Source organism: Paenibacillus sp. 481 (assembly GCF_021223605.1).
In the GTDB taxonomy this organism is placed as follows: Bacteria; Bacillota; Bacilli; order Paenibacillales; family Paenibacillaceae; genus Paenibacillus_B.
The window spans coordinates 3,521,631-3,547,631 of the sequence record NZ_CP075175.1 but is presented as its reverse complement, the minus strand read 5'-3'; the positions used below and the strand labels follow the sequence as shown (position 1 = coordinate 3,547,631).

Sequence of the window (26,001 nt, the reverse complement as noted above, 5' to 3'; positions counted from 1 at the left end):
GTGTTAACGGTTTATGTGATTTTAAACTCAGCGGTATTGATCACCTTGATGGGGTTAATAGGCCCGTATTCGACATACACCGCGGAAACTTTGATTACGCTGCCCTTAGGTGCGGAGCTGTACACGGTCATCGTTCCATTTTTACGATCCAGCATCACACCAGGGATAGGCTTGTCCAAATACCAACGCACCTTCGATCGGTCCACATCTTGGCCTTTGACTTGAATATGAGGAGTGAGTTCGGCTCCTTCGGATTCCACTCCGTCAGGAAACTTAATCTCATTCGTTGCGGTATTGACAAGCAGGTTTGACCACTCCACATCCCTCTTGGCGGCAGCAACAGGGATAAGCGACCACTGTTCATCGATTTCACGCCGCAGCAGCTTATCACTTTCGCGATAGCCTAAATATCCCCCGCCGTGCGTGTATATTTTAAAGGCGTGTCCTTCGCTACCGCGATCTAGGCGGTAGGATTTTGCCGTATAAAGCTGCTTGCTAAAAGCGTCCTCGCGAAACTCGTTATTCGTAAGTCCTTGATGCGCGAACAAGCGATTGGAGTCTTCGATATCTAAATCGATATAGACGTCATCCCCTAGGTCAACGGACACATCATTCTTCTTAAAATTATGAGTAAAGTAAATCGGCCTCGCTTCTGCCTGCGAGTCGGTTAAGTAAATATAACTACCGTTAAAGGTGACATATTGGCCTTTTAGCGGACCTGTCTGGGCGACCATATAATACGATTTGCTCGTTAGTACCGGATCACCGTTGACATCTTTCAATGATTCCGATGCAAACGTCGGGTAAGGGATCGACAACACGGCGAACATAACAGCCAACATGCGTACTAGAATACGTGCTCTTCTTTTTTTCATTGCAGTTCCTCCTTGTTTGTGTGGCTTGATGTGGTATCTCGCTTTCTTACATTAAAGGAATTGGGCGCACGAGATAATGGGACAATCCTCAGATTGGGGTGACAAATCACTTCTCTTCTATTTTCTTGTTAGGAATTGACAAACATCGATTACGTATGTAATCTATAGGTGGATGAATTGATTACGTTCGTAATCATAAAGAGGAGGACTTGATGTGAGCAAAGAAGTTCCGCGCATTTCAGAAGCGGAGTGGGAAGTGATGAAAGTATTTTGGTCCAAGGCGCCCGCTACCGCCAATGATGTGATCGATGTGCTAGGCGACAATACCGATTGGAAGCCCGCAACGATTAAATCGCTAATCAACCGATTGCTTAACAAGAAGGCGCTTGGCTTTCAGCAAGCAGGCAAGACGTATTTGTACTTCCCACTGGTTAGTGAAGAGGAATGCCTGAAAGCAGAAAGCAGCTCCTTTTTGCAGCGACTGTACGGTGGGGCTTTGAAACCGATGTTGGTCAATTTTTTAAAGCAGGAGCAGTTAACAGCAGAAGAGGTCGAGGATCTGAAAAAGTTACTGGATGAAAGGAAACGTTGAACATGAATGCACTGGTAGCCTTAATCCCCTCTTTTTTGGAGTGGATCATCACGACATCTTTCATGGCATCTGTTATGGTTGTACTCATCTTGGTCGTTAAATACGTCATGCAAGAGCGACTTCCTGTTAAATGGCAATATATGCTTTGGTTCGTTGTACTCATAAGGCTGCTGTTGCCATGGGCACCTGAAAGCTCGTTCAGTTTGTACAATGTATTTTCGTTTACTACTCAAATTCATCAGCAAAGTACGCCATCTGTGTTAACGGTCGTAAACGATCCGAACAAGATAGCAAAGTCGACCGTAGCAACTACAGCATCCGCAGCACAACAAGATATGCAATCTACACCTAGTACATCCCAATCTGAAAGTCATGTTCCTATTCATCAAAATACGCTTAGCGACACCGCCCAACCTTCTTTGATTCCTATCGGTTTATTTCTTGTATGGTTGCTTGGTGTACTTGCTTTTGCCGCGTATCTGGTCGTGGTAAATCGCAAGTTTGGTCGAAAAATGAAGGCGGGGGCTTACGCATCAGCAAATACGGATCATTTGAATGTGCTTCAGCAATGTGGTCACGAGCTAAACATCACCAGAAATATCCCGCTAATGATGACAACTGAAGTAGACGGGCCTACGCTTTATGGATGCAAACGCCCGAAAATATTGCTGCCCGCTACTGGGGTTGAGCGTTTTCTTAGCAAAGAGTTAAGGTACATATTTCTACACGAGTTGGTTCATTTGAAGCGAAAAGATATTGTTGTGAATGGAATCATGACCGTGTTGCTCATTGTCCACTGGTTTAATCCTGTATTGTGGTATGCAGCTCGCAAAATGCGGGAAGATCAGGAATGTTCATGCGACGCCAAAGTCATTTCTTATATTCAATCCGATGAGGTCAGAGATTACGGCTATACCATTGTTAAGCTTTTGGAAAAAAGAGCCGCTCATTCATCGCGATTTGTAGCTACTGCCCATTTTACAACGGATAAATCACTCATTAAGCGGAGAATCAAGCTGATTTCCATGTTCAAAAGACGTTCTTATGTATGGTCTGCTCTCGGGATCGCGATTCTCGCCATCTTTACGGGTGTGGCCTTGACGAATGCGACAGCGGAAGGGCAAGCCACCTTACAAGACCCTATCAGGGTTGCATATGAGGATCATCCCTTGCTCCTGACAGTGGATGAATCGATTCGTGAACAGGTCGAGCTTACGATCATCGATCTGATGACGCGACATAACACAGTTCTCCCACTTAAAAAGATTACACCCGTGCCTAGTGAAAAAGGACTGTTCATCGAATTTATTGGCGAGGATAACGGCCCAGCCTCTATCTGGATAAGCTCTGAGACGGGCGGACTTAATAGTGAGAACCTAAGACTCCCGCTTCCGCTTGCGAGTGTGAATCCCCTTCTGCTTCAACGGGCAGAACAGGCTATCATGGAGAAGGGTTTTGAGGGAACACCGAATTTTAAGGTTCGTACCGCACAGGCGGGTACTAAGATTCAGACTCGCTTTGAGGATAAGAAAGCTCGGGCAACCGTTCTGTTTCTGGATGATGAAATAGCCTATGTAAGTTATGCGGTTGATCCCGCGAAGATTACGGTGGAGCAGGATCAAAGAGGACAACAAGCGTTTGCTACATTGCGTGGAAAAAAGATTGAGCGTTTAACGGGGGCTTCTAGATATTTTTCAGACACTCATTCGTATTTGGCTTTGATGTATGGGCCAGATGGTGTTGTGCTGTTCCATCCTATTAGTTATGAGATTCTAGAAATCTCTGATTCTTCATTAGCTGATTTCCTTAAGGTTGGTTATGATGAACAGGAGAGGGTTAACCGTGATAAGAGGCTGCTTAGTGTAACCGATAAGCAGGTAACAAACGCCGCTTCTCCTATTGTGCGTCAGTTATTAGGCCGTGATTTGAATGATTATACGATGACACGGGATAATAAAAGACCTGGTAGTGCCACCTTTATTAAAGAAGGAAAGCATTCATTCAGTGTGTCATACAATGCGCAAGGTGAAATTTGGATGGTGAAGAACTGGGAACGGTAAATGGAGAGATGGCTACCGCTATCGACTCCCGTTTGCAGCGCTACCCTTAAAACAAGTAAAAAGGTCGAATTCGGAATCCTTCTGCCCCGAACTCGACCTTTTTTGATGCGTAACTCTGCAGAAAGCTGTTTCACTGTGACCTAACATAACCTATGAAACAACCCCTTACTTCGCGCCTTAATGCGAAACCCATGTCATTTTTATGTACACGTTCACTAAGACATTGCTATATCCTTATGTACCACAGAACGTTCGGTAAGGACGAGCTGATGGCACAGGCGGTGTTGCGTAATTAGCCTGTTCAGGAGTGTGCGCATAAGGATTGGAGAGAACATCAAGAAGCCGCTCCATCACGCTGTAGTCTCCTTGTTGCACCGCAGCTTCTAGCGCCTCTTCTACCCGATGGTTGCGCGGAATAAGCGCTGGATTGCTGCTTCGCATCAACTGCTGCGCGTCCGCTGCTGATTCCTGCTGCCTCCCTCGTCTCGCCTGCCACAATTCATACCACTGAACAAACTCCTCAGTTCCAAACAAGGCCGTTTCCTCTGGTTTATCAACAGTTAATGCACGAAACGTATTCGTGTAATCCGCACCAACCTTTTTCATCATGCTAAGCAAGTCTTCGATCAGGGATTCATCCTCTGGCTCTTCATTAAAGATCCCCAGCTTCGCCCTCATTCCTGCGAACCAATTCTCATAGTACAACTCTACAAAATGCGAGATCGCATCTTCGGCCAGTTTGACAGCCTGCTCCTCCTCATCATGCAGCAGCGGCAGCAAGGCTTCAGCCAAACGCGCAAGATTCCACGCGGCAATATGCGGCTGATTACCATAAGCGTAGCGACCATCAGCGTCAATAGAGCTGAATACGGTCGCAGGGTCGTAAGTATCCATAAAGGCGCACGGGCCGTAATCAATCGTTTCTCCGCTCAGCGCCATATTGTCGGTGTTCATCACCCCGTGAATAAAGCCAACGAGCTGCCATTTGGCGATCAATTCAGCCTGACGCTTCATCACTGCCTTAAGAAGGGAAAGATAGCGATTCTCCGCATCATCAACTTTTGAACGTTCTGCAACCTCTGGAAAATGCCTCTGCAAGGTGTAATCCGCCAGAGCGCGGAGATCCTCAACCGTTCCCCATCTTGCAGCGTATTGAAAGGTACCTACGCGTATATGACTGGCAGCCACACGAGTCAAAATCGCACCCGGCTGCTCGATTTCACGGTAGACGGACTCCCCCGTTGTCACCACCGCTAGGCTGCGAGTCGTCGCAATACCAAGCCCGTGCATCGCTTCACTGATGATGTATTCACGCAGCATTGGCCCAAGCCCCGCTCGACCATCGCCACGACGTGAGTATGGTGTTCGACCTGAACCTTTAAGCTGGATATCAACCCGCTCATCGAAGGGCGAAATGTGTTCGCCAAGCAGCAGCGCGCGGCCGTCGCCCAACATGTTAAAGTACCCAAATTGATGTCCTGCATAAGCTTGCGCAAGCGGCAAAGCGCCTTCGGGAATCTCGTTACCAGCAAACACCGCAACACCATCAGGGCCTTGCAGCGCTTTGGCATCCAACCCTAGTGATGCTGCCAACGACTCATTGAACATAATCAACTTCGGTGAACGGACAGGCGTTGGATTCAGTTCACTAAAAAATAATTTCGGCAGCCCACTATAACTGTTGTCGAAGTTCCAGCCGGTTTCTATTCTTTCATTTTTAGTTGTCATCGTATCTCCTGTTTTCCTAATATGTTCTCATATCGGTAATGCCCCTTTAGGGTTTACTTCTATACATTTATTATACCCTTTCCTAACTTAGAATGGCTCCCTTTTACCCTCAATGAATCAGTTGCAGGCTCCATTTTCATATAAATGTTGATAACCTACTCAAGCTTATCCTATTCCATTAGATCACTTTAGGCAGCGCATTACACCGTCACCAAATTCTCTAACATTGGCAAGGTAATCAAACCCTGAAGGGGAACCCCAGCCATTGAACATCCGAACAACGACAGTCTCGTATTTAGGAATAACAAGTAATGTTACGCCCGAGTATCCTAGAATTTGATACGACTCCGCGGGAATCATCTCCCCTATTTCATGACGTTTAGCGGAATGTTCCTTAACAAACCACAGAAACCCATTTTGCGGTAAATCGATATCATTCAAGACAGGACTTTGAAAAGAGGTTGCCATTTCGATAATTTTCGGAGAAACGACTTGTCCCCCAAGCACATTCCCTCCTTGGAGATGAAAATAACCCCAGCGCCCTAATTCTCGCGCCGAAACGTACATATTCATTTTATCGCCGTTAGTACTTTCAAACGTTCCCCAATGCGGATTATTCGGATCTCTGACTGTGTCAACGAAATTTTCCTGTGGGACCGCATACCAACCCGTTTCCTTGAATTCCAAAGGTTCAAATACTTCTTCAGCTAAAATTTGTGAGACAGACTTCCCCGTTGTTGTATATACAATATCGCATAGCAAATCAACGCCAACCCCGCGGTATGACCAGCTTTCACCTGGTGGGAACTCTCGTACCATTTCTCCATTTTCAATGTTCAAGCCATGGGTATGTGTCAGTAAATGTCTAATGGTAGTTCCTTTAATGACAAGTGCATGTAAGGAAGGGATATAATCCGACACTGGCGCGTCGATGGATGATATATATCCATGATGGATGGCGTAAGCAACAGCGAAACCGATGTAACTTTTTCGAACAGATGCCACATGAAATTGAGAGTCCGCTTGTATGGCTCTTGCATCACTGGTCGGAGAGTGTTGGCCCCAATACGTTTCAGCAACCACTTTGTCTCGATGGATGACCATAATGGCAGCACCAGAACATTGAATTGCTCGTTGGGTTCGTTCCACATGTTCAATTACTGGATTGAATTGATCCGAAATCTCTTTAGTCAAGAACATAACATCGACTCCTTGATTTGCAAGATAGCACTAATCATAGAACGTACGTTCCAACATGTAAACATTTAACTTATACATTCTATTGTAGTAATCTGCCCGTTGGTTCAAAAAAAGAGACCTCTGCTTCACCCCCTACATACAGATTGATAAATAATGCTTGAAACGATTTCCGTTTCCCTTTACAATTTCACAAGAAATATAAGGAATTATTTTCAATATTAAACCAATAAAATCATTGTTTCGCAGTCATCGTTGTGATACCTTATACGTACGAGACATTTTTTGATTTCCTCTGCGTAGAGGTTGCTTGGGCTTCTTTTTTACGCGGATGGACAAGAAAGTCTCTATTTTTTTGCACATTTACTACTATTTCAAGGAAAAGAGAGGGCGTTGATCACGATGAAAAAGGGTATGTTGACGTTGCTGGCAGCTGTTGTGGCAGGCGGTACGCTGCTAGGATTTGCGGAATCTACGAATGCCGCGAAGGCGGTGAAGGCAGTGAAGGCGGATAGTAAAAAGAAGCAGGTGATCTCCTCTACGTCTGTCGAGGTGCTGTTACATACGCGTAAGATGAAGTTTCCCGATGCGAGGCCGTACAAAGATGAAAACGATCGCGTGCTCGTTCCGCTGCGCTTTGTGTCTGAAGCTCTGGGGGCGAAGGTGAACTGGGACCCAAAGACAGACACAGCTACGATTACGAAAAATGAGTTGAAGGTTGAAATGACGGTCGGCAAGTTGAGCGGATTGGTGAACGGGCAAGAAAAGACATTTGATACGCCAATGGTAAAAAAACAGCAGCGTACGTATGTGCCGCTTCGTGTTGTGAGTGAGGCGTTTGGGGAGAAGGTCGAGTGGGATAATGTATCCCAGTGGGTTTGGATTGGTAAAAAGGAGTTTAAGACGTTGGAGGAGCTGGGGTACAAGCCGCAAAGTATCGAGCCGTTTAAGAAGTATTTTAAGAAGGAAAAGTTTTTGTTAAATCGCGAAAACGATCAAGGTCAAGTCATTGGACAATTTAAAAAGGTAATGATTATTGAGCCCGAGACATTGCCATTCCAGTTTAGAGAGCATACTGTCATTATGGATATGGGGTTAATGGGTGCAGACAAAGACAAAAAATCAGGCCAACGTATTTCTATGCGTACTAATAGCAGAGGTGATATTGGGGTTAACATTTTTCACCTCATGGATGATGGTGTTCCACGTTTCAGGAATAGTATATCAGTAGAGAAGCACGCAGATAAAGTAACTTCAACTTATCGGTATAAAATTCGTTCTTCCAGTGATGAGCTATTAAACATCCAAAACCCGCATTATTGGGATTTAGGGGATGTGAAGTACATAGGCTTTTATGACTATTCCAAAGAATATATGATCTTAATGAAAAATAGTTGGAGGGAGAGTTGATGATCCATAAAATCATTTGCTGTCTTCTGGCTATTTGCATCATGGTCACCCTGCTTCCTTCTAATCCTGTACATACAGCTTCAGGAGGTCAAACAGCACTTAGCACTCACGAGAAAGGAAACATGCGATACATCGTTGGGATGGTCTATTATGATATGTGGCGCCACGCTGACGGAAAGACATGGCAACATGGCAAAGCACCTAATGTAGGTGAAGGGGTATCCATCACACCAAATGAATATCATTTTTCTTTTTCCAATCGTAAAGTAAAAAAAGTAAATGTGTACCCTTTTTATGATCCTAATCGCAATTTGGATTACTTTTTTGACTCAAGGCCATGGGATAAAGAGAACTGGATAAACTACAGAGCTGCCATCTCGGGAGATGCTCCTACGATTGTTAAGCAGCCACCAAGAGGAATAGGAACGTCAAATATATCTATTCAAATAACTGTGAATGGTATTCTAAACGCAAGCAAACCACAAGATAAAACTGACGAAGAATGTGCAAAACTCGGCGGTTGCGCGGCTAACGTGCTGCACAACCGCATCTACTTCCCTGTCGTGTTCGAAATCGAGCTGGCTGGCACCTTTACCGTCAAACATTTTAAGCAAACTGGCGAATCACTAAATCATATTTTTCCGAACAAAACGATCGAAATGATACACGGCCGCACTTACCCGCAAAATGAACCGCCCACACACCGAGACTACACCTACGTCGGCTTTAAAAAATCAACCACCGCCAACGATCCTACGGGTTCCATCATTTCAGGACGGCCGTGGCGAACGAACTATGATGTCAAGCAGCTCGATACGTATACGCTCCACCTCTATTATAAAGATAACATCGGCAATCCGGGTGGTGGTGGCAACCAGCCCAATCCTGATCCCGGAACCGGATTTTGTTCCGAGCCTTCAGCCGGAAGAACGCTGACCGGACAAGCGCTTGATCCGCTGGCCACCGCCACCATTCAAGCAGATGATGCCAGCAATGCGCCGCATTCTTTTAACGTGACACAAGGGATTCCCACATCCGAGCATCTTTACGGTCAAGCGCTCGGGCGTAACTATTTGTTTACGAATCAGTTCGTACATATGAAAGGCGTTTGTACATACGAAGTTCCCGTGCAAAAAACATACACGCTCCATTGGACCGAAACCGAAACCATAACCGGACCTAACGGTCAGTCTAGGCAAATCAGCAAACCACAACAGGCCACCGAAACGGTGTCTGAAACGATTACCATCAACCGAAACTACGACTTCTGGAAAATAGATCGATTAGAAGTGTACGAGCTACAGCGCGCCCAGCTCAAAAATTATGCGCTGCCGAGCGGAGAACTCACCTTATCTCCTGCTGGTTATACACCACCCGATCACACCGCCGTACAACAAGCCGGAATTGTGGAATCTCCACGACCGCGAGCGTTGACCTTGCCAAGTGAATCGGTGCGTGGCGGCTCTAGTAAGCCAAGTATACCTTCGCCTGCGAGTGAGTTTCGCGCAGCTGCGGAAGCTTCCATCGGAAAAGTAAACGTCCAAAACGACGAACTTACCTTTCTGGGGCAGACGATTATGAACGGAGGCACGCATGCGGAGTCTGCGCCTACACCCGGTTCGATTCCGATGCCGACACCGATCGGTCCGCGTGTGCTATACCAAGACAGCTTGCTCATTGCATCAAGCAACACGAATCGCGAACATACACCTAGTTACGGCCACATGTACTACGACCTCATGAGCAGTAGCATCAATGGCGGTGCGAATAAGGAATTTCCGATTTACGGCATCAATCCTGTAACCGTACATACACCTGTTGTCATCTACGCTTCCATATCCGATGATCGAGCCCATAATCAAAAGACGCGGCCAAATCCAATCCGCTCCGCTCTTATTCTAGATCGTCCTTTCCAAGTGTCGATGCCTACTTCTGGCCCACACGCCCACTTTTCTGGTTACGGCAACCGCGATTATGCCAAGTATACGAGTCTCAAGCAAGTGTATTTTCCGTTCGATGTGTATACCGCAAGCGGAACATTTGTCCCTAAAGGCACGTGGCACAATATTGCGGTAAACGAACGATACACTTCTTTTCGAATGCCCGTTTGGGTCGATGAAGGGGATTACACCGTGCTATTCCGCTCCTTTGCCGAAAACGCACCGTACAACGGGTTTTCAACACAGCGCAAGGCCAATACGGACTTGCAGCACCATGTCGCTGTTGATATGGTCGACGTGGAAGTGATCGGCCGCGTATTTGATTTTCGCATTACAGATGTGATGGATCTCAAATGGGAGCAAGTATTTCGCAAAGCTCCTGGCAGCAAAGAACATACGGGAGCCTATTATTGGGTTGGGGAGTACGGCATTGACGGGCAACCAAGAGGCAACCAGCCTCCTTACGAGCTTCCGATTCGTCGTGGTAGCCATGCCCATTCGGGGTACAAAAATGTGACCGTCAAACAAGGCTATGCGTTTAAGTTTGACCTCAAAACGACGGGCAATATGTTCGCCCATAAAGATGGCATCCGTGTGACACCGACTTTTTATTTTGTCGATAAGAAAGGCCAGCAACGGCAAGAAGTCGATTTGTACTATCATACGAACGAGCGCTACTTTAATCGTATCGGCTCCACATCCGATACGATTAAACGAAAAGTCGTGCTTGACGCCCGCTTGCGCAACGTCCCACAGCAAACGCTGCGCGACACCGCAGCGGCGTACTACGATCTATTCAGCAGACAACTCCCGCTGAATCGGGATGCCTACATTCAAGCCGCGCTGAAGCAGGCCCAGCGCGACACCGAAGTCGGCCGTTACAGTCAGCAATTTCTGCCCGAACGACTGCGAACGTATATCGGCCCAACCGATGTGCCGAACGGCGTAAACCGCGCACGAGCGTTTGGAGCGGTTCAGCAATGGTACAGTGAATTCAATCTGCCGAGCAAAATCTTTATCGTGCCCAAAGGGTTCGATTTAAGTCGGCAATTCCGCTTCAATGATTCCGCCCCTTTCTTTTTGCGCGACGGTTATCTCATTATCAACTTTAATATCGAAACCGTCCGTAACGGGGACATGCTCCATCCGCACTTACAGTACATCCATGCCCCGCTGACCAATCAGTGGAAACGCGAAGGCTTTACCTATCACATCACAGACCCTTATGGCGTAACGTTTGCCCTGCGCGACGGCGATGTGATGTTCTACCATGCTGACCAATTCTCTGTCGACGATTTTAGCGTAAGAGGAACGCACTAAAAATGGAATGAAATAACTAAATAAGGGATGTCTCCAAAGTCATCGAAAATGACGTCAAGACATCCCTCTCTAATTTGGCGATCAAAAGAAATTGTTCTTTTGTCGGGGGAATTTTCTTTGTTATTTACTACTACGATCAGGTCATACCCAAGTATGTAACTCCTCGTCTGTTGCTCACCTATATGGACCGCGAATCCGCTACCGATTCAATTTCAAGACCACGGAACCACAGGACCTTCCGCAAAAAAACTGGTTTCATTCTGATATGTACTCACAGCCGCTGGAGTAAACAAAAGGGTCGCTCCCAATACAGTAACGACAAATTTGCACATTATGATTTTTCTCATTTTGGATTCTCCTTTACATTCACCAGTTTCAAATCCATAAAGAGTCTTGTCACTTTCTCCTGCATTTCTGCCTTTGAATTCGAGTTATTGTTCAAAGCATGAAACATAAGCTCCATGCACTCGTACACACCTTCAAGACCATTAATTTTGCCGAACATGGCGATACTTTTTACGAGAGAATCAACAGCCTCATCGCATTGGCCTACTCTACTTAAATATCCTCCCTTCTTCAAATAGTAGTGTGCATACTCGGAGTAAAGATACGGATTCATCATATTCGACTCTGTAAATTGAAACTCCATCTTCAACAAATCCTCGATCGCCTCAAAGTTGTTCTTGAACAAATACAAATCAAACAGCTCCGTAACAACATTAATTTTGATGGCGGCTGTCTGAAAGCTTTGCTGAAGCTGCTTGATCGCGAGATCGACCTCACCCTTCTTACTGTTAAGCAAGCCTGTCATCAGCAAGATATTCTCGTCCACAATTGAACTATCAAATGAACTCAGAATGCCAAGATAGACCTCAGCTAGGTCGTATTTTTCCTGATAGTAATAGGAAGAACAAATAGCTAGCGTAGAGTACGCCTTAAAGTTACTATCCACTTCATCTTCAATAATCACTTTCTCGCACAATTCAATACACTCATCAAACTTGCGCAAATTGTAGGCGTGCACACCTAATTTGTAATAGAGCGAAATACGCTCCTCATTACTTAAATAAGGGACGTAGTGCAGCACGTACTTTCCTGAATAGAACGTTTCTTGCAGCTTACTAAAATCGTTCCGCTCCACAAAATATTTTTGTAGCGCTCCTTTTGCTGTACATGACTGAATACCGTGGCTTCGTCCAAAATTAATAATGATATCGTATAAAAATAGTTTGGTTGGAGCGTCACAAATGAGCTGCTGTACCGTATCATACAGTTTGTGCAGTAACGTAAAGCTATCCTCGTCTTGTGAAGCCAAAAAATGAAAGGCAATGTTAGTTGTGATAGAGGCATTTTTCATAGATGCGGATTCTTTAAGCATATGTAAAAGTTCTTCTGAACGCTGTTCAATAAGAAGAAAGCGCTCTACTATCTCGATTAAAGGTATGTTTAGCGCAGTTGCTAGAGACTGAATTGTAAAATAGTCTGGCCTTTTCGATATGCCGTTCTCTATATTTACGATGGACTCTTGCTTCACTCCTGTGCGATCAGACAGTTGTTGAAAAGTTACGCCTTGGTCGCGCCGATATTGCTGAATAAGCTGACCGAGCGTGGACAGGATTGCTGTATCAGTTCCCACATCCTCACCTTCCTTCGATTGTACAGCGAAACTATTTATATATTACTTTATAATAATAAATTTGTAAATTATTTCATTTTTCGACTTTTTTCGAGTATTGCTGTCGATCGAAGGAGCGTGTAAAAGAATGGCTGGGTATACTTACTTATAGGTATATAAGAATCCCTATTTCAACTCATACGATATAACTAAGCATAGAGTAAACTGGGGAATCCATCGTCTCATAAAATCCAATCATATAAACGATTATGTAACAGAAGCAAAATATCGTCATCAATTTTGTGAATTGTCGTCGATCCCTGTAACTATAAGCTATTAGAAATCGACGACAAAACGTTAAAGCAACCTTATTCTGATTTCGATTTACTCAACCGCCATGATTTAGGGTATCCTCCTCCTTTACCACTTCTTTTTTCCTTACCTATCTCTTCAGTTATATTATCCCAGTTAACATGTTTTGGATTTCTTACCGTGCCATCCCCGTTCGTATTAAAGCTCTTTTCCAGTTTACTCTGAATAAATGGCTTAAATTGATTTTTCTTAAAATACTGTTCGCCGCCCATAACAGTAATAAATTGATCGATGTACACAGCACGTTCCGAATGCGCTTCAGTCGGGTTCAAGATAAGAGAATCAAAATCATTACCCTTTTTTTCAAGCTGCAAACTTTTGATTTCAATTTTCACCTTGCCGTATCCATAAGGTTTGGCTCCACCTATTAACTCATAGGATTTATCTTGCAAAGCTTTAAGATCGGTTACATTCTCGCTATACTTTTTAGAAGTAAGTACCTCTCTCCAATCCAGACTAAGCAGCAGCAGGCCTAATTCTTCATCGGATAAATTACGGAAATAAACCTTACCTCGAATCTTGTCTGTAGCCTTATTAAGCTCGTCAGCCTTCAACACTTTTCGTGTGGAGAACATATTGCTAGTGTTTTCATCTTCTTTAGATGTTTGTTCAATCTGTTTTGTTTTTTGTGTTGGGACAATGTGCTCTTTTAGTACATGATAATATTTGTATCCGTTTAATTTGACTTCATCGTCTTCATACGTTATATTTTCTGCTTCATTTTGTTGAATATACATCCCGTTCGCTGTTGCAGAAGGTGTCATAAGTACAAAATCTTTAACTACTTCAGGCTCAAAAGTTCCTTTATAGGGAATATCAACTGGACTAAAACGAAGCCTCGACTTGTAAGCAATATGATAATTGGGCTCTTTTCTTTGACTATCAGGCGCGAAACCAAATAAAGCATTGGCATAATCCAACTTGCCGTTCTCTCTAACTCCAATTAAATCTTCAAGTTGATTTTTATATGGAACTTTGAAGTACGGTGTTCGACCAATACTTACAATCTCTTTTTCAACTGAAGGTTCACAACTATGATAAAATACAATAACTCCTTGTGCAGCATCCTCTTCTTTAACTTCATTTGACGAAATCATTAATTGAATAACTGCTTCATAATTATCGAAAATATTATAAAATGATTTTACAATATCATTCCGTTTAGAATTGGTAATCCTGAATTTTTTCAGATTTCTATTGTATCCATTAATTACGGATTGAGGTACTAAATATTCATTTTTCAATTCGTCATTGGGGCCAAGTACAAAATAGTGACTCCGCTTCGAACTCGCATTAGTTGAGTTAAATAGATAACCCTTTTGTTTCACTTCTGTTGAATGATTGGTTGATATATATTCAATACCTTGCTTATTAGCTGCTTTTTTATAATAGACACTTCTTTGATAAGGGATAAAATCTTCGTTTGGTCTGAGCCTGTTGTACATTAGATACATTTTCACTTTACATCCCCATCTATCAGCATATAACTGATATAGTTCATGAAGTAAAAACAGCTCTTTTTCTGTCAAACTATAAGGTTTAATCTCTTTTAATTTCAACAATAATTGGTCTTTAACATGATCAAGGCCTTTTATCTTTATATCGCCTAGCTTTTTAAACAACGAAAAAATGTCTGTAAAAATTTTAGTGATTTCCCCTTCGATAATATTTAGTTTCCCTTTTAGCAGCTCTCTTTTCAGCTTTATTTGTTTTGTTTTTTTCTCAATTTCAGACTGTAAATTGTTAAATTCGATAATGTTTTTATTATTCCATTCGTAAATACTATAGTATTGTTTCCCAGCAACGCCCATATGCATCAAACGATGCTCCTTGATGGACAAAAAATATTTATCATCAAACTTTTTTGCTGGAGTGACATAAAATTGATTACCTATTTTTCTTAAAAATCCAACCTGAATCGTTCTTTCTATTCCTAAGTCCCTACTCGCTCTATTGGGTATTCCGTGTTGTGATTGAGCTCTATTGCGGTACAGAGGACTCGAAATATCCCTATAAACCATCTCCGAGCGGTCAATAAATTCCGGATAACTGGCGCTCAATATTTCCGCATTTGAACGTATTTTCCCCCGTATAGAACTTCCGCTAAAAAATAGCTCCTCATTCCACGTTGTTCTGACTTCGATGGCTAGATCAGAATAAGGTGTAATTTCATAGTCAATTGTCCCGCTTAATCCTTGAAAATCATTATGCTTCGGAAGATTGTTGTTTTGTTCCGTGCACTCGTACGGGTAGATTCGATTCTCTTCTTCTGCAAATGGTACAAAATCGTACGGAAGCGTTACATTTACAGAGGGATTGGATTTATTTCCTTGCTTCTTACCTTTATCCTTATGTCCTGTGTGTTTATATCTATCATTACGCATGTTATTCACCCCTTTACCAGTCGATATAAAACCGTTTTTTCCACATATGCTAAATGACTTTCCTCGTCGTAATTAAAATACTCTTTCACTTCCAAAAATTTATATCCGTTTGCATTGCAATTTTGTTCCACAGCATATGAGCGCAGTACAACTGGCGGCTCCGAGTCCTCTGAGCCATTCGTATGCTCTAACGGTGCATATACGACCAACTGCTGATCGTGTCTGCCCACAAAAACTTCTCGCCTCTCGTTAAAGAAATGTGCCTCAAGCAACGTTTTGTTTTCAAGAGCTTTTTCAAAAGCAACCCTCTTCTTATCCTCTAGTTCAGCTACTTTCCCAATCAGCACCTTGTCCAATAAATGAGCGATGACATAATTACTGTCATCAGCTATAAGTTTGCCCCACTCATACTGATCAAGTATCGTATGCATCTTCACTTCTTGCACCACCCTTTAAAGTCCTCAAAATGCTGCTTCAACCATGCCTTGCTTTGTTCCGTTAACGCCTCGGTCGTTTCAATCTCCGTACAGTTTTGACCGATTTCAATTTTGACTTTATCTGCCGCGAATTGCCCTAGGCCAATTACAGTTCTACCACCGAGTGGAACATGACCCGCTCCTATTCTACGCAGCACATACACCAATGGAAAAATAAATCCTTCTTCCTCCTCTGGCCCGCTGTTCACACCTTTTACAAGCTCAAACCGAATAGTAGCTGCCCCCTGAACTTCTTGCTGATGTTTCAAGGCTTTGGAATACCCCCCGCCTGTTAAGCGATCAATTTTAATATAGACGGGATGTTTATCTGGCTCAGCACCATTTTCGTCTTTCTGTTTAGGCCTCTCCATTTGTACAAGCTTACTGTTTTCAAATTCGATATCGGAAAATACGACTTTACCTCTCTGATTCAAACTGCCGAACCATTCCGCACATTTTGCATTCACTTTGTTATTCAATTCGTCGGCATCTATAGGTTCATCCATGAGCATACGCTTGATTAACAAAGCAACTTCATTCCTCATCAGACCTTTCAGACTGGTAGCAGGCATGTAATAGCCACTTTGTCTAGTCTGCAAGCCCGTCAATTCACGCTCCTGTTTCACTCGATTTTTATCTAAGTTAAAGCTCTGATAAACCCCATATGGAAAATAGCCCGACATGAAGAACGAGATTACTTGAACTTGTTCTTGCTTGGTTTCTAGTTGTGCTAACGCCTGCCAGTCAATGGGTGTACGCTCTGCACTTTCACGCCGAAAAATATACTCATCCAGCGCATCCTTGCTGTTCAGTGCAAACTCTACCCTTTGCAGCTCTATTAGCTCAAACCTGCCGAAGCCGTTGCTTTTTTGACCGCCTAGCAGTAGTTGTTGAGTGGCAATTCCTTTTGCCCAAGTGCCAATCATGGTATGAAAATCTTGTACACGCAATTGTTGCTCCTCTTTGGCTGTCTCTGTCTCTCTATCTAACAAAACATCACATTCAATTCGAAAATGAATTTCTGTCCCTATCGGTAAATACTCTAACGTATATTTATGCTGATCTTTTGCTGATCCATATTGCGGGTCAATTGCCGTTCCTTCCTTTTTGCCAAGCTCAGCGTAATGAATATGTCCGTCACTAATATAAATGCTACTCTCCTCAAGCGTAGAAGAACCTTTCCTTTGACCGCCTAAACTTCCATAGATCAATTCCTCTACCTTTTTCCTATCTTGTTCCTGTCCATCCTTATTCAAAGATTGCAAAATTCGCTGAACATAATCCCTTAGTGCCCCACCAAGTGCATTGCCTAACACAATCGGCTCTCCTTTCCAATTTTTCACCACCGATCCTTTTTCACTGTCACCAAAATAAACAGGAGAAATCGCTCGAATCGTAAAATAGTACGTTATCGCCTTATTCACTTTTGCCCGCCCTCCTTTGCTCAATATATAAACCTGCGTGCAACAGTTCAGCAATAAATAGCTTTTCCTTTAACGAGGCCTTAGAATAGAACAATTCGCCCTTGGTGCTGTCCAATCGTTGTTTAGCAAATTGCATTAAGCCATTGGATTGACGATTTGTTGTGCATATAAACTCTAATATTTCTGTAAAATTGCACCCCGCAACAGAGCACAAACGATTGTCCTTTTTGTAATACCTTTCGATAGAATCAGGCATAGTTGGTAATTCACCTTCCTCCAACTGCTTCTGTCGTTGCTCCAACAATTTTCTCATTTGTTCGAGCTGGTGACGATTTAATTGATCGGAAATGAGGATACGATTAGAATCCGGCTCCCCTTCCGAAGACTGGCTCCGTGATTTTACATAAATCATTTCCAGCCAACGCTCCTTGGCTGGCTTCAATCCTGAGATAATGATGTCCAGAACCCGATCTACTTCCGCTGTTCTTTGTTGTTCCTGATGCATTGCAGCCGCATTGTGCTTCTGCTGCTCCGACAATGGCTGTACGGCTTTTACCACTAGCAATTGCTGTGCTGGATTTGACATCTCCGCCCCAATCCAACCGAAACCATCTTGCGTCCGATAACCAATAAGCTTGCTTTCTAGCGCTTGAATCATTTGGATTTTTTCTTGCTGTGTTAATTCTTTTTGTAACTCGTATTCAAGCACAGATCCCGCCTTTAACGTTGTTTCTTTTGGATAGCGAGCTTTCCATGTCGCGTTATACCCTTCTGTAATGCCTGTCTGCACATATTGTCGCTTTAACTTGACTGGCACGCCGATTAAGCTTTCTATTTCATCCGTCGGAATAGCATTGACGGGTTGTCCATATGTATCGCGGCATATGCAATCTGACAAGCAAGTTATCGTTAGCTTATCGGCCGTTGGCATAGCAGCTGTATGCAGACCCAGAGCTTTTTTCGCGGCATGAAAATCAGTCTGAACGTGCGCAATGAGACGAAGTTGACATAAGCCATAGCCCGAACCTTTTGCACCACCCAAATACCATTTCGTGGATTGCTTGAGAACTGGAACAATGACATGCTCAATGGATTGATCATAGCTGACAATCGCCCGAAATGTATGGCCTGCTGCCAGCGCCTGATAGCGGAACAGATTGTCTCGTTCCTTCTCGTCCTGCTTGCGACTCATATTGTGATGGAGACGGTACTCCTTGACTGCGTTCATTCCTCTGATGTTCTTATCTTGCACGGATAGAAACCGGAACTCGAGCGTATTTTTATCCTGCTCTCCGTCCTGCTCCTTACAAGTATCCAATAAATTAGATATCTTGATCGTCTGCATCTGTTCTTCATCGCTGCTTCTTGCCAGCACCTTTGCTTTTCGCCACTGATGCTTGTTCATCCGCAAATGTTGCGGTGTAGGCAAATAGATATGTTCGCCGTGATAAGGATAAGCGTTATAGCACTCCAACTTCGTAAGAATTTCCTTTTGATGCTCATCAAAAGAGTTATTGTGGATTAATTGACTAATCATGGCCCCTCTAATCGTAGAACCTGGCACATAATCTTTTGAAGGCTCCGTTTGGTTCGCTTTACTTCCCACCGCGCCGATTTTCAGAGGCTCAAGGTTTACAATTTCGATGACACTATACCGTTTCATGCGGTTCCACCTACTTTGCTATCGTGCTTGCTGCATGTCGCTTGCCCATCCACGAGCAGTCTTGCGGTAACTTCGCCGCGCCCTCTATGTATGCCCGCGCCAATTCGTCGGAATGAGGAGACAATACGCTGCAAATTTTCAATATGAAGCTCCTTATTTCCATCCTCTTCTTTGAAAATAGTAGAGTCAAAGGTAAGCGAAGAGTAGAAGACTAACCCCTGTTTCACGGTATGGTACGTGGTTAGCATTCGGTCTTTAACTATGCCGTCCTGTAATTGAATGCCTGTTCGAATATGAGTTTGCGCTTCGATCAAATCGTGTGGCGTTACTCGAAAATACCCGGTTGCTTGATCTTCGGATTGCAGCGCGGTAAAACGTCTTTTAACTTGTTCATCCAGCTCCAAATGACCGAATCTCAATACACCGGGTTGCTGTTGAACATAGTTCCCTTTGAATGTTTCATCATCTGATGCTAACTTTTCAATGTCGAATAGCTCTATTTCTTCCTTGTTAATCCCAAACAAGACGACAATCGATGAAAAAAAGGACTTCTCCAGCTCCTTATCAATTTCACTATACCTCTCCAGCAACCAGAACGCCTGCCGTTTCAGCTGGCCTTTAAAGGATTTCGCATGAAAATAAACGAAGCCGTGACGGTCTGCCAACACTTTGGTCTGAACGAGATTGCGCTCCTTTTCACCGCTGCTAAATATCGCTTCGCTATCAAGACGCACCTCAATTTTGTAATCTTGATCGATCCTCATCGCTTGGCAGCCTCCCGCTTCTGGTTCAAATAAGGTAGTGCATCTATCACATCATTCAGCAAATAGGTATATATCAGAGATTTCCCTTGCTCCTCTTGCATTGCACCATAACGATTGCAATTGAACGCCTCATGCATGATTTGCGTAACCTTATGGCATGCTTCGGTTTGATTTTTGTCAAAATACAGTTCGTACGATTCCTTGCCAGAGTAAATCACGTTTTTTATCCCTTCCAGCACAGAGCTGCTTAATTCTTGATTCACCTGCGCTTGCTGTATCTCTTTCACTGCGTGTACAAACGATTCATAGCTGTAAATACCGTTCTCTACGGCTTCTGTCTGATCAATCCGCAACGGCTTCATATGAAACCGCTCTACGTCGTTACCATGCCTCACACCGTCTTCATAGGTTTGTGCCGAAAGTACTTGACCTTGAATAACGTTCCAATGAATAAAGGAAGCATTGGCGACACCGTTATCGTCCGTCTTCACTTGATAAATCTCTTCTTTGGCTCGCTTGCACAGCATTTCGGCCGTTTTTACCGTCTCAAAAAACGGGTGATTGTATCTGGCAATCGCAACTCCCGCACAAGCTGTCATCTCTTGCATACCGTCCATGAATCTCCCTAAAGCAGCTCTATACTTTTCATCACGGGACAACTCCTGAATACGTGTTACAATGGTTCCCGCTATTTCAATGGCATGATCGGACTGCACAATTAAGCAAATATCATCTCCAGCCATCACGATTGGCGTGATTAATAATGATGTACCTTCTTGTTGAAATGCTTTTAGCACATCAATGACTGCCGATTCATACAACTCACCAATGCACTGACTGAATTGCCCCAGTTCTTCAAAAGAAGATATTTGGTTTACCATATCTCCCATTTTATTGCCGTCAATCACGATAACCCCGATATAGCTTTTACCTTCCTCGGTGCTCTTGTAATCTTGTAATTCTTGTGTCACCTTAATTGACGTGCCCTGTGTCTTCTCTTCAAACTTGTGGTATAAATACCTCTTAGACAGCTTATGTTCACGCTTTACAGCACCGCTAAGCTCAGCTTGTCCCGTCTCATCAATCTTCTCCACACCATACGTCCAGCGTCTAAATTTAACCTGACGCTTATCTTTCAGCTCATCCGCCTTTTGATGCAGCTTCCTGCGAATTTCCTTGTCTCCTTTTTCGGTCGCAGTGATTTCAGAATCATCCACGATACTCATATACAGCTCCAAGTCAGGATAGTCCTTCAACACTTTTGTTGAGTAATTCTTCACAAAACTTTTGGCAGCTTCCTCTGTTTCAAACCGTATAATACTGTTGCCTCCACCAGAATATTTAACATCGTGACTGCCTTTGAAATTTTCATTTAAATGTCCCTTTAAAGTAGCTTTTATATATTCAGAGGTATCAAGATCAGCAATATCATCAACCTCGCTGACTACTTTAATCACAAATGAATTGTACAAATTGTCTTTCAACTTATTATGTTTAAAAATATATTCTTGCTTATGCGATACATCTATGAATACATAGGCAGCCATATATTACCCTCGCTCTCTGCTTGTATGGGTTGGTCGTTATTGCTTTACGCTTTGCTGTTCGGCTTTCTCTTTCTTTTTCTCATCGTTAATAATCTTGTTAAATTGTTTGGCGTACGCAAAATGCGGGAACAGCATGGGGTTATTAATAAGCATAAGGAGCTGATTTAATTGGAAATTTAGAGAGAGTAAAGGATTATCTTCTACCTTTAATTCCGCTAGTGTGTTGGTAAGGTAAAATTCATCATCAAATGAAAGTTCAGGGCATAAATCTGTCTGGAGTTTCTGCAGTTTCATTTGCTCATCTGTGAGTTTCTTTGGGCTAGCAGAGAAATTCTGAAGCCCTAGCTTATTCTCTAACTGTTCAGCCGTATAAAGCTCGTCATTCACATTGTTTAATCGCTGCCCCCACCACTCCAGTGATTTGGTCTCAAATGGAATCACGACCTCAAACTTCGTGCTCTCTCTTTGCATTTTTGAGATAATGATATCGAAATGGTTACCGTAGTCCTCTTTTAAATTTTTTATCGTTCGTTCTGTTTTGCCTGTTTTTGTGCAAGCCAATATTTTTAGAGGACGTGTTTTCTTTTGCGTAGGATTTGTTAATCCGGTTGCGTAACCAGCTACCATGCGGGCGACTCCGGAATTTTTTGTATTTAGCTTATCAATTCTATTAGCCCATTCTATAAGGTCATCTTCAGGCAAACCTGTACTTTTACATTCGATTGCGATAACAACCGCTTCAATCGGGATAAACTTCAATGTATTATATTGAAATACATAAGGTGTATACTGCTCGTCAAATACCGCAATATCGACTTCATTCGATACTTTACCATCTGAATCAATAATCTTGACTCCCTGTGCCATCGCGTATTTCTGCGGAATAATACTTCTAAAAAATTTCAACCACATTTCCTCACGATAGTTACCAGTTAATCCATCATGGTCAGAAGAAAGTTCCAGCTCGTCTACCATCATTGTGTTTATGTAATTGTAATTTTTATTAATTTTAAACATTACATTTTTTTCGTTCTTTTCTGTCATTTTATCTCCTCGCTCTCAGGGAATATTTCAAGTAATATATTAGTAAAATAATCCATGAGTATAGTATAGATTATATTTTCTTCGCCATCCATATTTTAGAATGTAAAAAAAGAACATATAAAAAATGACCATTCGAATAACGAATGGCCACTCTACGTTTTAGTCTTCTCACTACCTATCAGCCGGTACATTCCATATCCTTGCGATGCCTTACTGCCTAATCCCGCAAAATAAGAAAAAGCAAGCACATCCGCCGGACCCGACAGCTCATAGATTCCTTTCCAACCCACAATCAAAAACTTCTTATAATACGTAAGCACCTTATCCTGCGTACTTACCTGAACAGGACGAATCGAGAAATCGACATCCTTCTCGCCCGTAAAAGCGCAATATTTACGCTGCATATTTTGTGTAATCAACTCGGCAAACAAAGGCTCACTAGGCTCCATATACTTCGTATATTTCCGCTCATCTCGCAATTCCGTCTGGTAGACCGTAACAGGGGAAATCATTTGGACAAGCCAAGGCCCCGTACTCGGCAATTGCTCCTCCCGCTCCGTCGACACTTGCAGCACCCGCACGCGGTGACCATTCATTTCGATATACGAAGACAACAAAAATTGCACCGCCAAATCCTCGATCATTTCCGTAATAACGGAACTAATTTCCCAAGTCACGGTACCTCTAAAAGCAATCGTCGCCCGCCGCTTATCCACCGTGCTCTTCCCTCGCAGCTGACTGAACGTAAACAATTTGTACGAGCGCTTTCCATAAAAAAATCCTTCATCATGCATAAACTCTGCTAAATCTGGATTCGATAAAGTTCGATAAATAATACCTTGCAGCATTTGCTGGTAGCCCAACGGCAGCTCCAGCCCATTCGGACTAGATAATACAAGCTTTAGACGCATATACTCACCTTCATGTAGTTAAAATCGTACTTTTCGAAATATAATCTTTACTATTTTACCAGATTTTTAGGGTGGTTTTACATTTTGAGTTGGTACATGAATAAAATAATTTCTGATGCTGAAAAGTGGGGATTGTTATAGGATTTTGTAACGAGGGCACTATCCACTTTAGGGGATATTACAATTGAAAAAAAGTTCGTCAACATGACAGAAAAATGTACGTAATTTCAATTCTTTATAGGTACGATACAAACCGATTACGACACGAATGGCGACGATTACACAGTGTTTCGGTTTCAATTCCTTATAGGTACGATACAAACGATAACTCGACCGTTCATGTGAATTCTTTCTTTGGAGTTTCAATTCCTTATAGGTACGATACAAACCTATCAAAATCATTGGTGGCATGAGGGGCGGTGGCGGGTTTCAATTCCTTATAGGTACGATACAAACCCCATTTTACACCAAGTCGCAATCATTCGAAACCCTTGCTACACAACGTTTTTTCATCTTATTCTTCAAAATCCACTCCCGCCCGCCATTTGTATGTAATTAAATACATAAAAACTCACAAACCTTCATCCCGTATAGCAACTTCGCTTATCAAAATGTCGTCGATCCCCCGTGCTATTTACGCGATTGAGGGTCGACGACAAAAAAAGCTTCCTTTTATTAGATCTTCAAACCTTTGAACCAAAAAAAGTTTTTTCACAATTAATTCCTCACCCAGCCTCAGTTCCTTCGCTCAGAACCATATCCTAAAGCCCTACTTCATTTTCAAAGTTTGCGCATTCTTTTTAAAATGAGTCGGGGTCACACCCGTCTGCCGCTTAAACATACGTGAGAAATAGGCCAAATCGTTAAAGCCCACGCCGAAGCAAATTTCGGTCACGGTCATATCGGTAGCAAGCAGCCACTCCGCCGCCTGACGGACGCGCAAATCGATGACATAGTCGTTGAACGTGTTGCCCGTAAAAATTTTAAACAAATAGCAGAAGTACGTTTTGGAAATGTTAAACTGTCTGCACAACCGCTCAAGCCGCAGTTCCTCAGCAAAATGGCCGTTTATGTACTCGATGGCGGACATCATGAGCTCGCGGTATTTTTCAACTCGCTCACCTTGCCCATCATTCAACTGATCCTGCTCCGCCATGCGCGTGTATTCACGAATAATGATGGATAGCAGCTTTAGCAAATTCGCCTTCAATACAAGTTCAAAAAAGCGATCCGCCTCACGGTGCTCATCCAACATCTCATGAAGCAGCCGCTTCACTTCCGTATCGGCCTTACCTGTAAACGCCACCTTAGGCGTCACCTGCTCCTCATCCGTCAAAAATTGCTCCAAATAAGAAAAGTCAAAACAGTCCTTACTGCTATCCGCAGCCGCATGTTCAAAGCGCTCGTTAATAAAATGAGGCAAAAACTCGCATCCTATCACTTCCAGCTCCTGATTCGGAATCGTCTCGACCCGATGCACCGCGAACGGTGGGATGACGAACAAGTTGCCGCGCACCATTTTATAAGAGCGGTGGTTGATCGTATGTTTAAACTCCCCCTTGACTACATACCAGATTTGGATGTAATCATGAGTATGGTCCCATATGTTGCCGATAGACTCGTTGCGCGTGTACATTTTAAAAGGTAGATTAGCTTGCAGCTCTTGCTCGGCTCGAAATATCCGTACGCCGTTGGCAGATCGATTCGTTTGTGGCTCCAGCTGCTGTTCATCACCTTTGTTGTCGACTGGCATTTGCATCCCCCTGTCTGCGCAGCTCGTAGGTTCACAAAGCTTTAATATAGTAAGGGTTAAAAGTTATTGTTCTGCAAGTTTGGCTTATGGTAAAGTGTATACAATCTAAATGCATGCCTCTCATGACGAGCATGATAGAGCTAGCTAGAGCACATTTTCTTTTATCATAGAGGAGGTACTTTTCACATGCAAGGTACGATTGTTTCTTTAAATGTAGCGATGCCGAGCGAGAGCTTGGTGTACAGAGGGAAGCCTGTGCTGTCGGGTATGGTGAAGCAACCGCTTTCCGAGCCGACGATGCTCCATGAGCTTGGCTTCGAGGGCGACGGCGTTGCGGATACGAAGCATCATGGCGGCCGAGATAAAGCCGTATGCGTATACGCTGCGGAGCATTATGCCTATTGGTCGAGTGAGTGGAATCGCGAGCTGCCGCACGCAGCATTTGGCGAGAATATTACGACGAGCGGTATGTTGGAACATGAAATCCATGTCGGTGATACATTTAAGCTAGGCGAAGCTGTCGTGCAAATTTCGCAACCGCGCCAGCCCTGCTTTAAAGTAGCGGCTCGCTATGATATGAAGGAAGTTCCGGTGTGGATGCAGGATACGGGGTATACCGGCTATTATGTCCGCGTGCTGCAACCAGGCCTTGTCCGTCCGGACGATAAGCTAGAGCGGATTAGCGTGGACCCGAACGGCGTGACGGTCCAGTATGCGAACGAAGTGATGCATCATAAACGGGACGGCGAAGACGGCGTTCGGAAAATGCTAGCTGTTAAAGCGCTGTCGAGAAGCTGGCGGGCAACGTTCACGAAGCGGCTCGGTGGCGAGGTTACGGATACGAGCGCACGAATTAGTGGAAGCTAGTTACTATTCATATAAATGAAATATAAACATGAGGCGCCCCTACTAATAGAGTAGGCGTG

Annotated in this window: 18 protein-coding genes; 5 read left to right on the top strand and 13 right to left on the bottom strand. The window is 43.5% G+C overall.

The features are described 5' to 3' along the window. Window positions 1–11: 11 nt before the first annotated feature. On the bottom strand, window positions 12–875 hold the full coding sequence (locus KIK04_RS15635) for a hypothetical protein (RefSeq protein ID WP_232274558.1): 864 nt from the start codon (window positions 873–875) through the stop codon (window positions 12–14). A 214-nt stretch (window positions 876–1,089) separates the two neighbouring features. Between KIK04_RS15635 and KIK04_RS15630 the strand changes: the two genes are divergently transcribed. Together KIK04_RS15630 and KIK04_RS15625 are read left to right on the top strand one after the other, a co-directional pair. Beyond that, complete coding sequence (locus KIK04_RS15630; RefSeq protein ID WP_269670950.1) at window positions 1,090–1,467, top strand: BlaI/MecI/CopY family transcriptional regulator; 378 nt, start codon at window positions 1,090–1,092, stop codon at window positions 1,465–1,467. A gap of 2 nt (window positions 1,468–1,469) precedes the next feature. After that, complete coding sequence (locus KIK04_RS15625; protein WP_232274557.1) at window positions 1,470–3,527, top strand: M56 family metallopeptidase; 2,058 nt, start codon at window positions 1,470–1,472, stop codon at window positions 3,525–3,527. A 234-nt stretch (window positions 3,528–3,761) separates the two neighbouring features. Here KIK04_RS15625 and KIK04_RS15620 read toward each other — a convergent pair whose 3' ends face one another. Next, window positions 3,762–5,255 carry a protein adenylyltransferase SelO gene (locus KIK04_RS15620; RefSeq protein ID WP_232274556.1) on the bottom strand — a complete coding sequence of 498 codons (1,494 nt, stop codon included), beginning with the start codon at window positions 5,253–5,255 and terminating at the stop codon, window positions 3,762–3,764. A 183-nt stretch (window positions 5,256–5,438) separates the two neighbouring features. Further along, window positions 5,439–6,455: a serine hydrolase domain-containing protein gene (locus KIK04_RS15615; protein WP_232274555.1), complete on the bottom strand. Its 1,017-nt coding sequence runs from the start codon at window positions 6,453–6,455 to the stop codon at window positions 5,439–5,441. Between the two features lie 399 nt (window positions 6,456–6,854). On the opposite strand from KIK04_RS15615, the gene KIK04_RS15610 reads away from it, so the two are divergent. After that, a complete protein-coding gene (locus tag KIK04_RS15610) occupies window positions 6,855–7,862 on the top strand; it encodes a copper amine oxidase N-terminal domain-containing protein (RefSeq protein ID WP_232274554.1) in 1,008 nt (335 codons plus the stop codon). Next, complete coding sequence (locus KIK04_RS15605) at window positions 7,862–11,122, top strand: DUF5704 domain-containing protein (RefSeq protein ID WP_232274553.1); 3,261 nt, start codon at window positions 7,862–7,864, stop codon at window positions 11,120–11,122. The genes KIK04_RS15610 and KIK04_RS15605 overlap by 1 nt, the downstream gene beginning before the upstream one ends. 343 nt (window positions 11,123–11,465) lie before the next feature. Here the strand turns inward: KIK04_RS15605 and KIK04_RS15600 are convergent, their stop codons facing one another. From KIK04_RS15600 to KIK04_RS15555, 10 genes are all read right to left on the bottom strand, one after another. After that, window positions 11,466–12,758: a helix-turn-helix domain-containing protein gene (locus KIK04_RS15600; protein WP_232274552.1), complete on the bottom strand. Its 1,293-nt coding sequence runs from the start codon at window positions 12,756–12,758 to the stop codon at window positions 11,466–11,468. Between the two features lie 347 nt (window positions 12,759–13,105). Beyond that, entirely contained in the window at window positions 13,106–15,493 is a 2,388-nt protein-coding gene (locus tag KIK04_RS15595) for a hypothetical protein (protein WP_232274551.1), read from the bottom strand. Between the two features lie 5 nt (window positions 15,494–15,498). Continuing rightward, window positions 15,499–15,930, bottom strand: coding sequence for a hypothetical protein (locus KIK04_RS15590; protein ID WP_232274550.1), 432 nt, complete (start codon window positions 15,928–15,930; stop codon window positions 15,499–15,501). Beyond that, window positions 15,927–17,393: an RAMP superfamily CRISPR-associated protein gene (locus tag KIK04_RS15585; RefSeq protein ID WP_232274549.1), complete on the bottom strand. Its 1,467-nt coding sequence runs from the start codon at window positions 17,391–17,393 to the stop codon at window positions 15,927–15,929. The genes KIK04_RS15590 and KIK04_RS15585 overlap by 4 nt, the downstream gene beginning before the upstream one ends. After that, window positions 17,386–19,056 (bottom strand): hypothetical protein, encoded by a 1,671-nt coding sequence (locus tag KIK04_RS15580; RefSeq protein WP_232274548.1) that lies wholly within the window; start codon window positions 19,054–19,056, stop codon window positions 17,386–17,388. The genes KIK04_RS15585 and KIK04_RS15580 overlap by 8 nt, the downstream gene beginning before the upstream one ends. Beyond that, window positions 19,053–19,820: a hypothetical protein gene (locus tag KIK04_RS15575; protein WP_232274547.1), complete on the bottom strand. Its 768-nt coding sequence runs from the start codon at window positions 19,818–19,820 to the stop codon at window positions 19,053–19,055. The genes KIK04_RS15580 and KIK04_RS15575 overlap by 4 nt, the downstream gene beginning before the upstream one ends. Then, the gene (locus KIK04_RS15570) at window positions 19,817–21,367 is read right to left on the bottom strand and encodes a Cas10/Cmr2 second palm domain-containing protein (RefSeq protein ID WP_232274546.1); all 1,551 of its coding nucleotides are present in this window, start codon (window positions 21,365–21,367) and stop codon (window positions 19,817–19,819) included. The genes KIK04_RS15575 and KIK04_RS15570 overlap by 4 nt, the downstream gene beginning before the upstream one ends. A gap of 36 nt (window positions 21,368–21,403) precedes the next feature. Next, window positions 21,404–22,411 (bottom strand): DUF6602 domain-containing protein, encoded by a 1,008-nt coding sequence (locus tag KIK04_RS15565; protein WP_232274545.1) that lies wholly within the window; start codon window positions 22,409–22,411, stop codon window positions 21,404–21,406. Between the two features lie 152 nt (window positions 22,412–22,563). Then, entirely contained in the window at window positions 22,564–23,322 is a 759-nt protein-coding gene (cas6, locus tag KIK04_RS15560; protein WP_232274544.1) for a CRISPR-associated endoribonuclease Cas6, read from the bottom strand. Between the two features lie 769 nt (window positions 23,323–24,091). Further along, complete coding sequence (locus KIK04_RS15555) at window positions 24,092–25,075, bottom strand: helix-turn-helix domain-containing protein (protein ID WP_232274543.1); 984 nt, start codon at window positions 25,073–25,075, stop codon at window positions 24,092–24,094. 186 nt (window positions 25,076–25,261) lie between these two features. On the opposite strand from KIK04_RS15555, the gene KIK04_RS15550 reads away from it, so the two are divergent. Beyond that, window positions 25,262–25,942: an MOSC domain-containing protein gene (locus KIK04_RS15550; protein ID WP_232274542.1), complete on the top strand. Its 681-nt coding sequence runs from the start codon at window positions 25,262–25,264 to the stop codon at window positions 25,940–25,942. The last annotated feature ends 59 nt before the right edge of the window (window positions 25,943–26,001 follow it).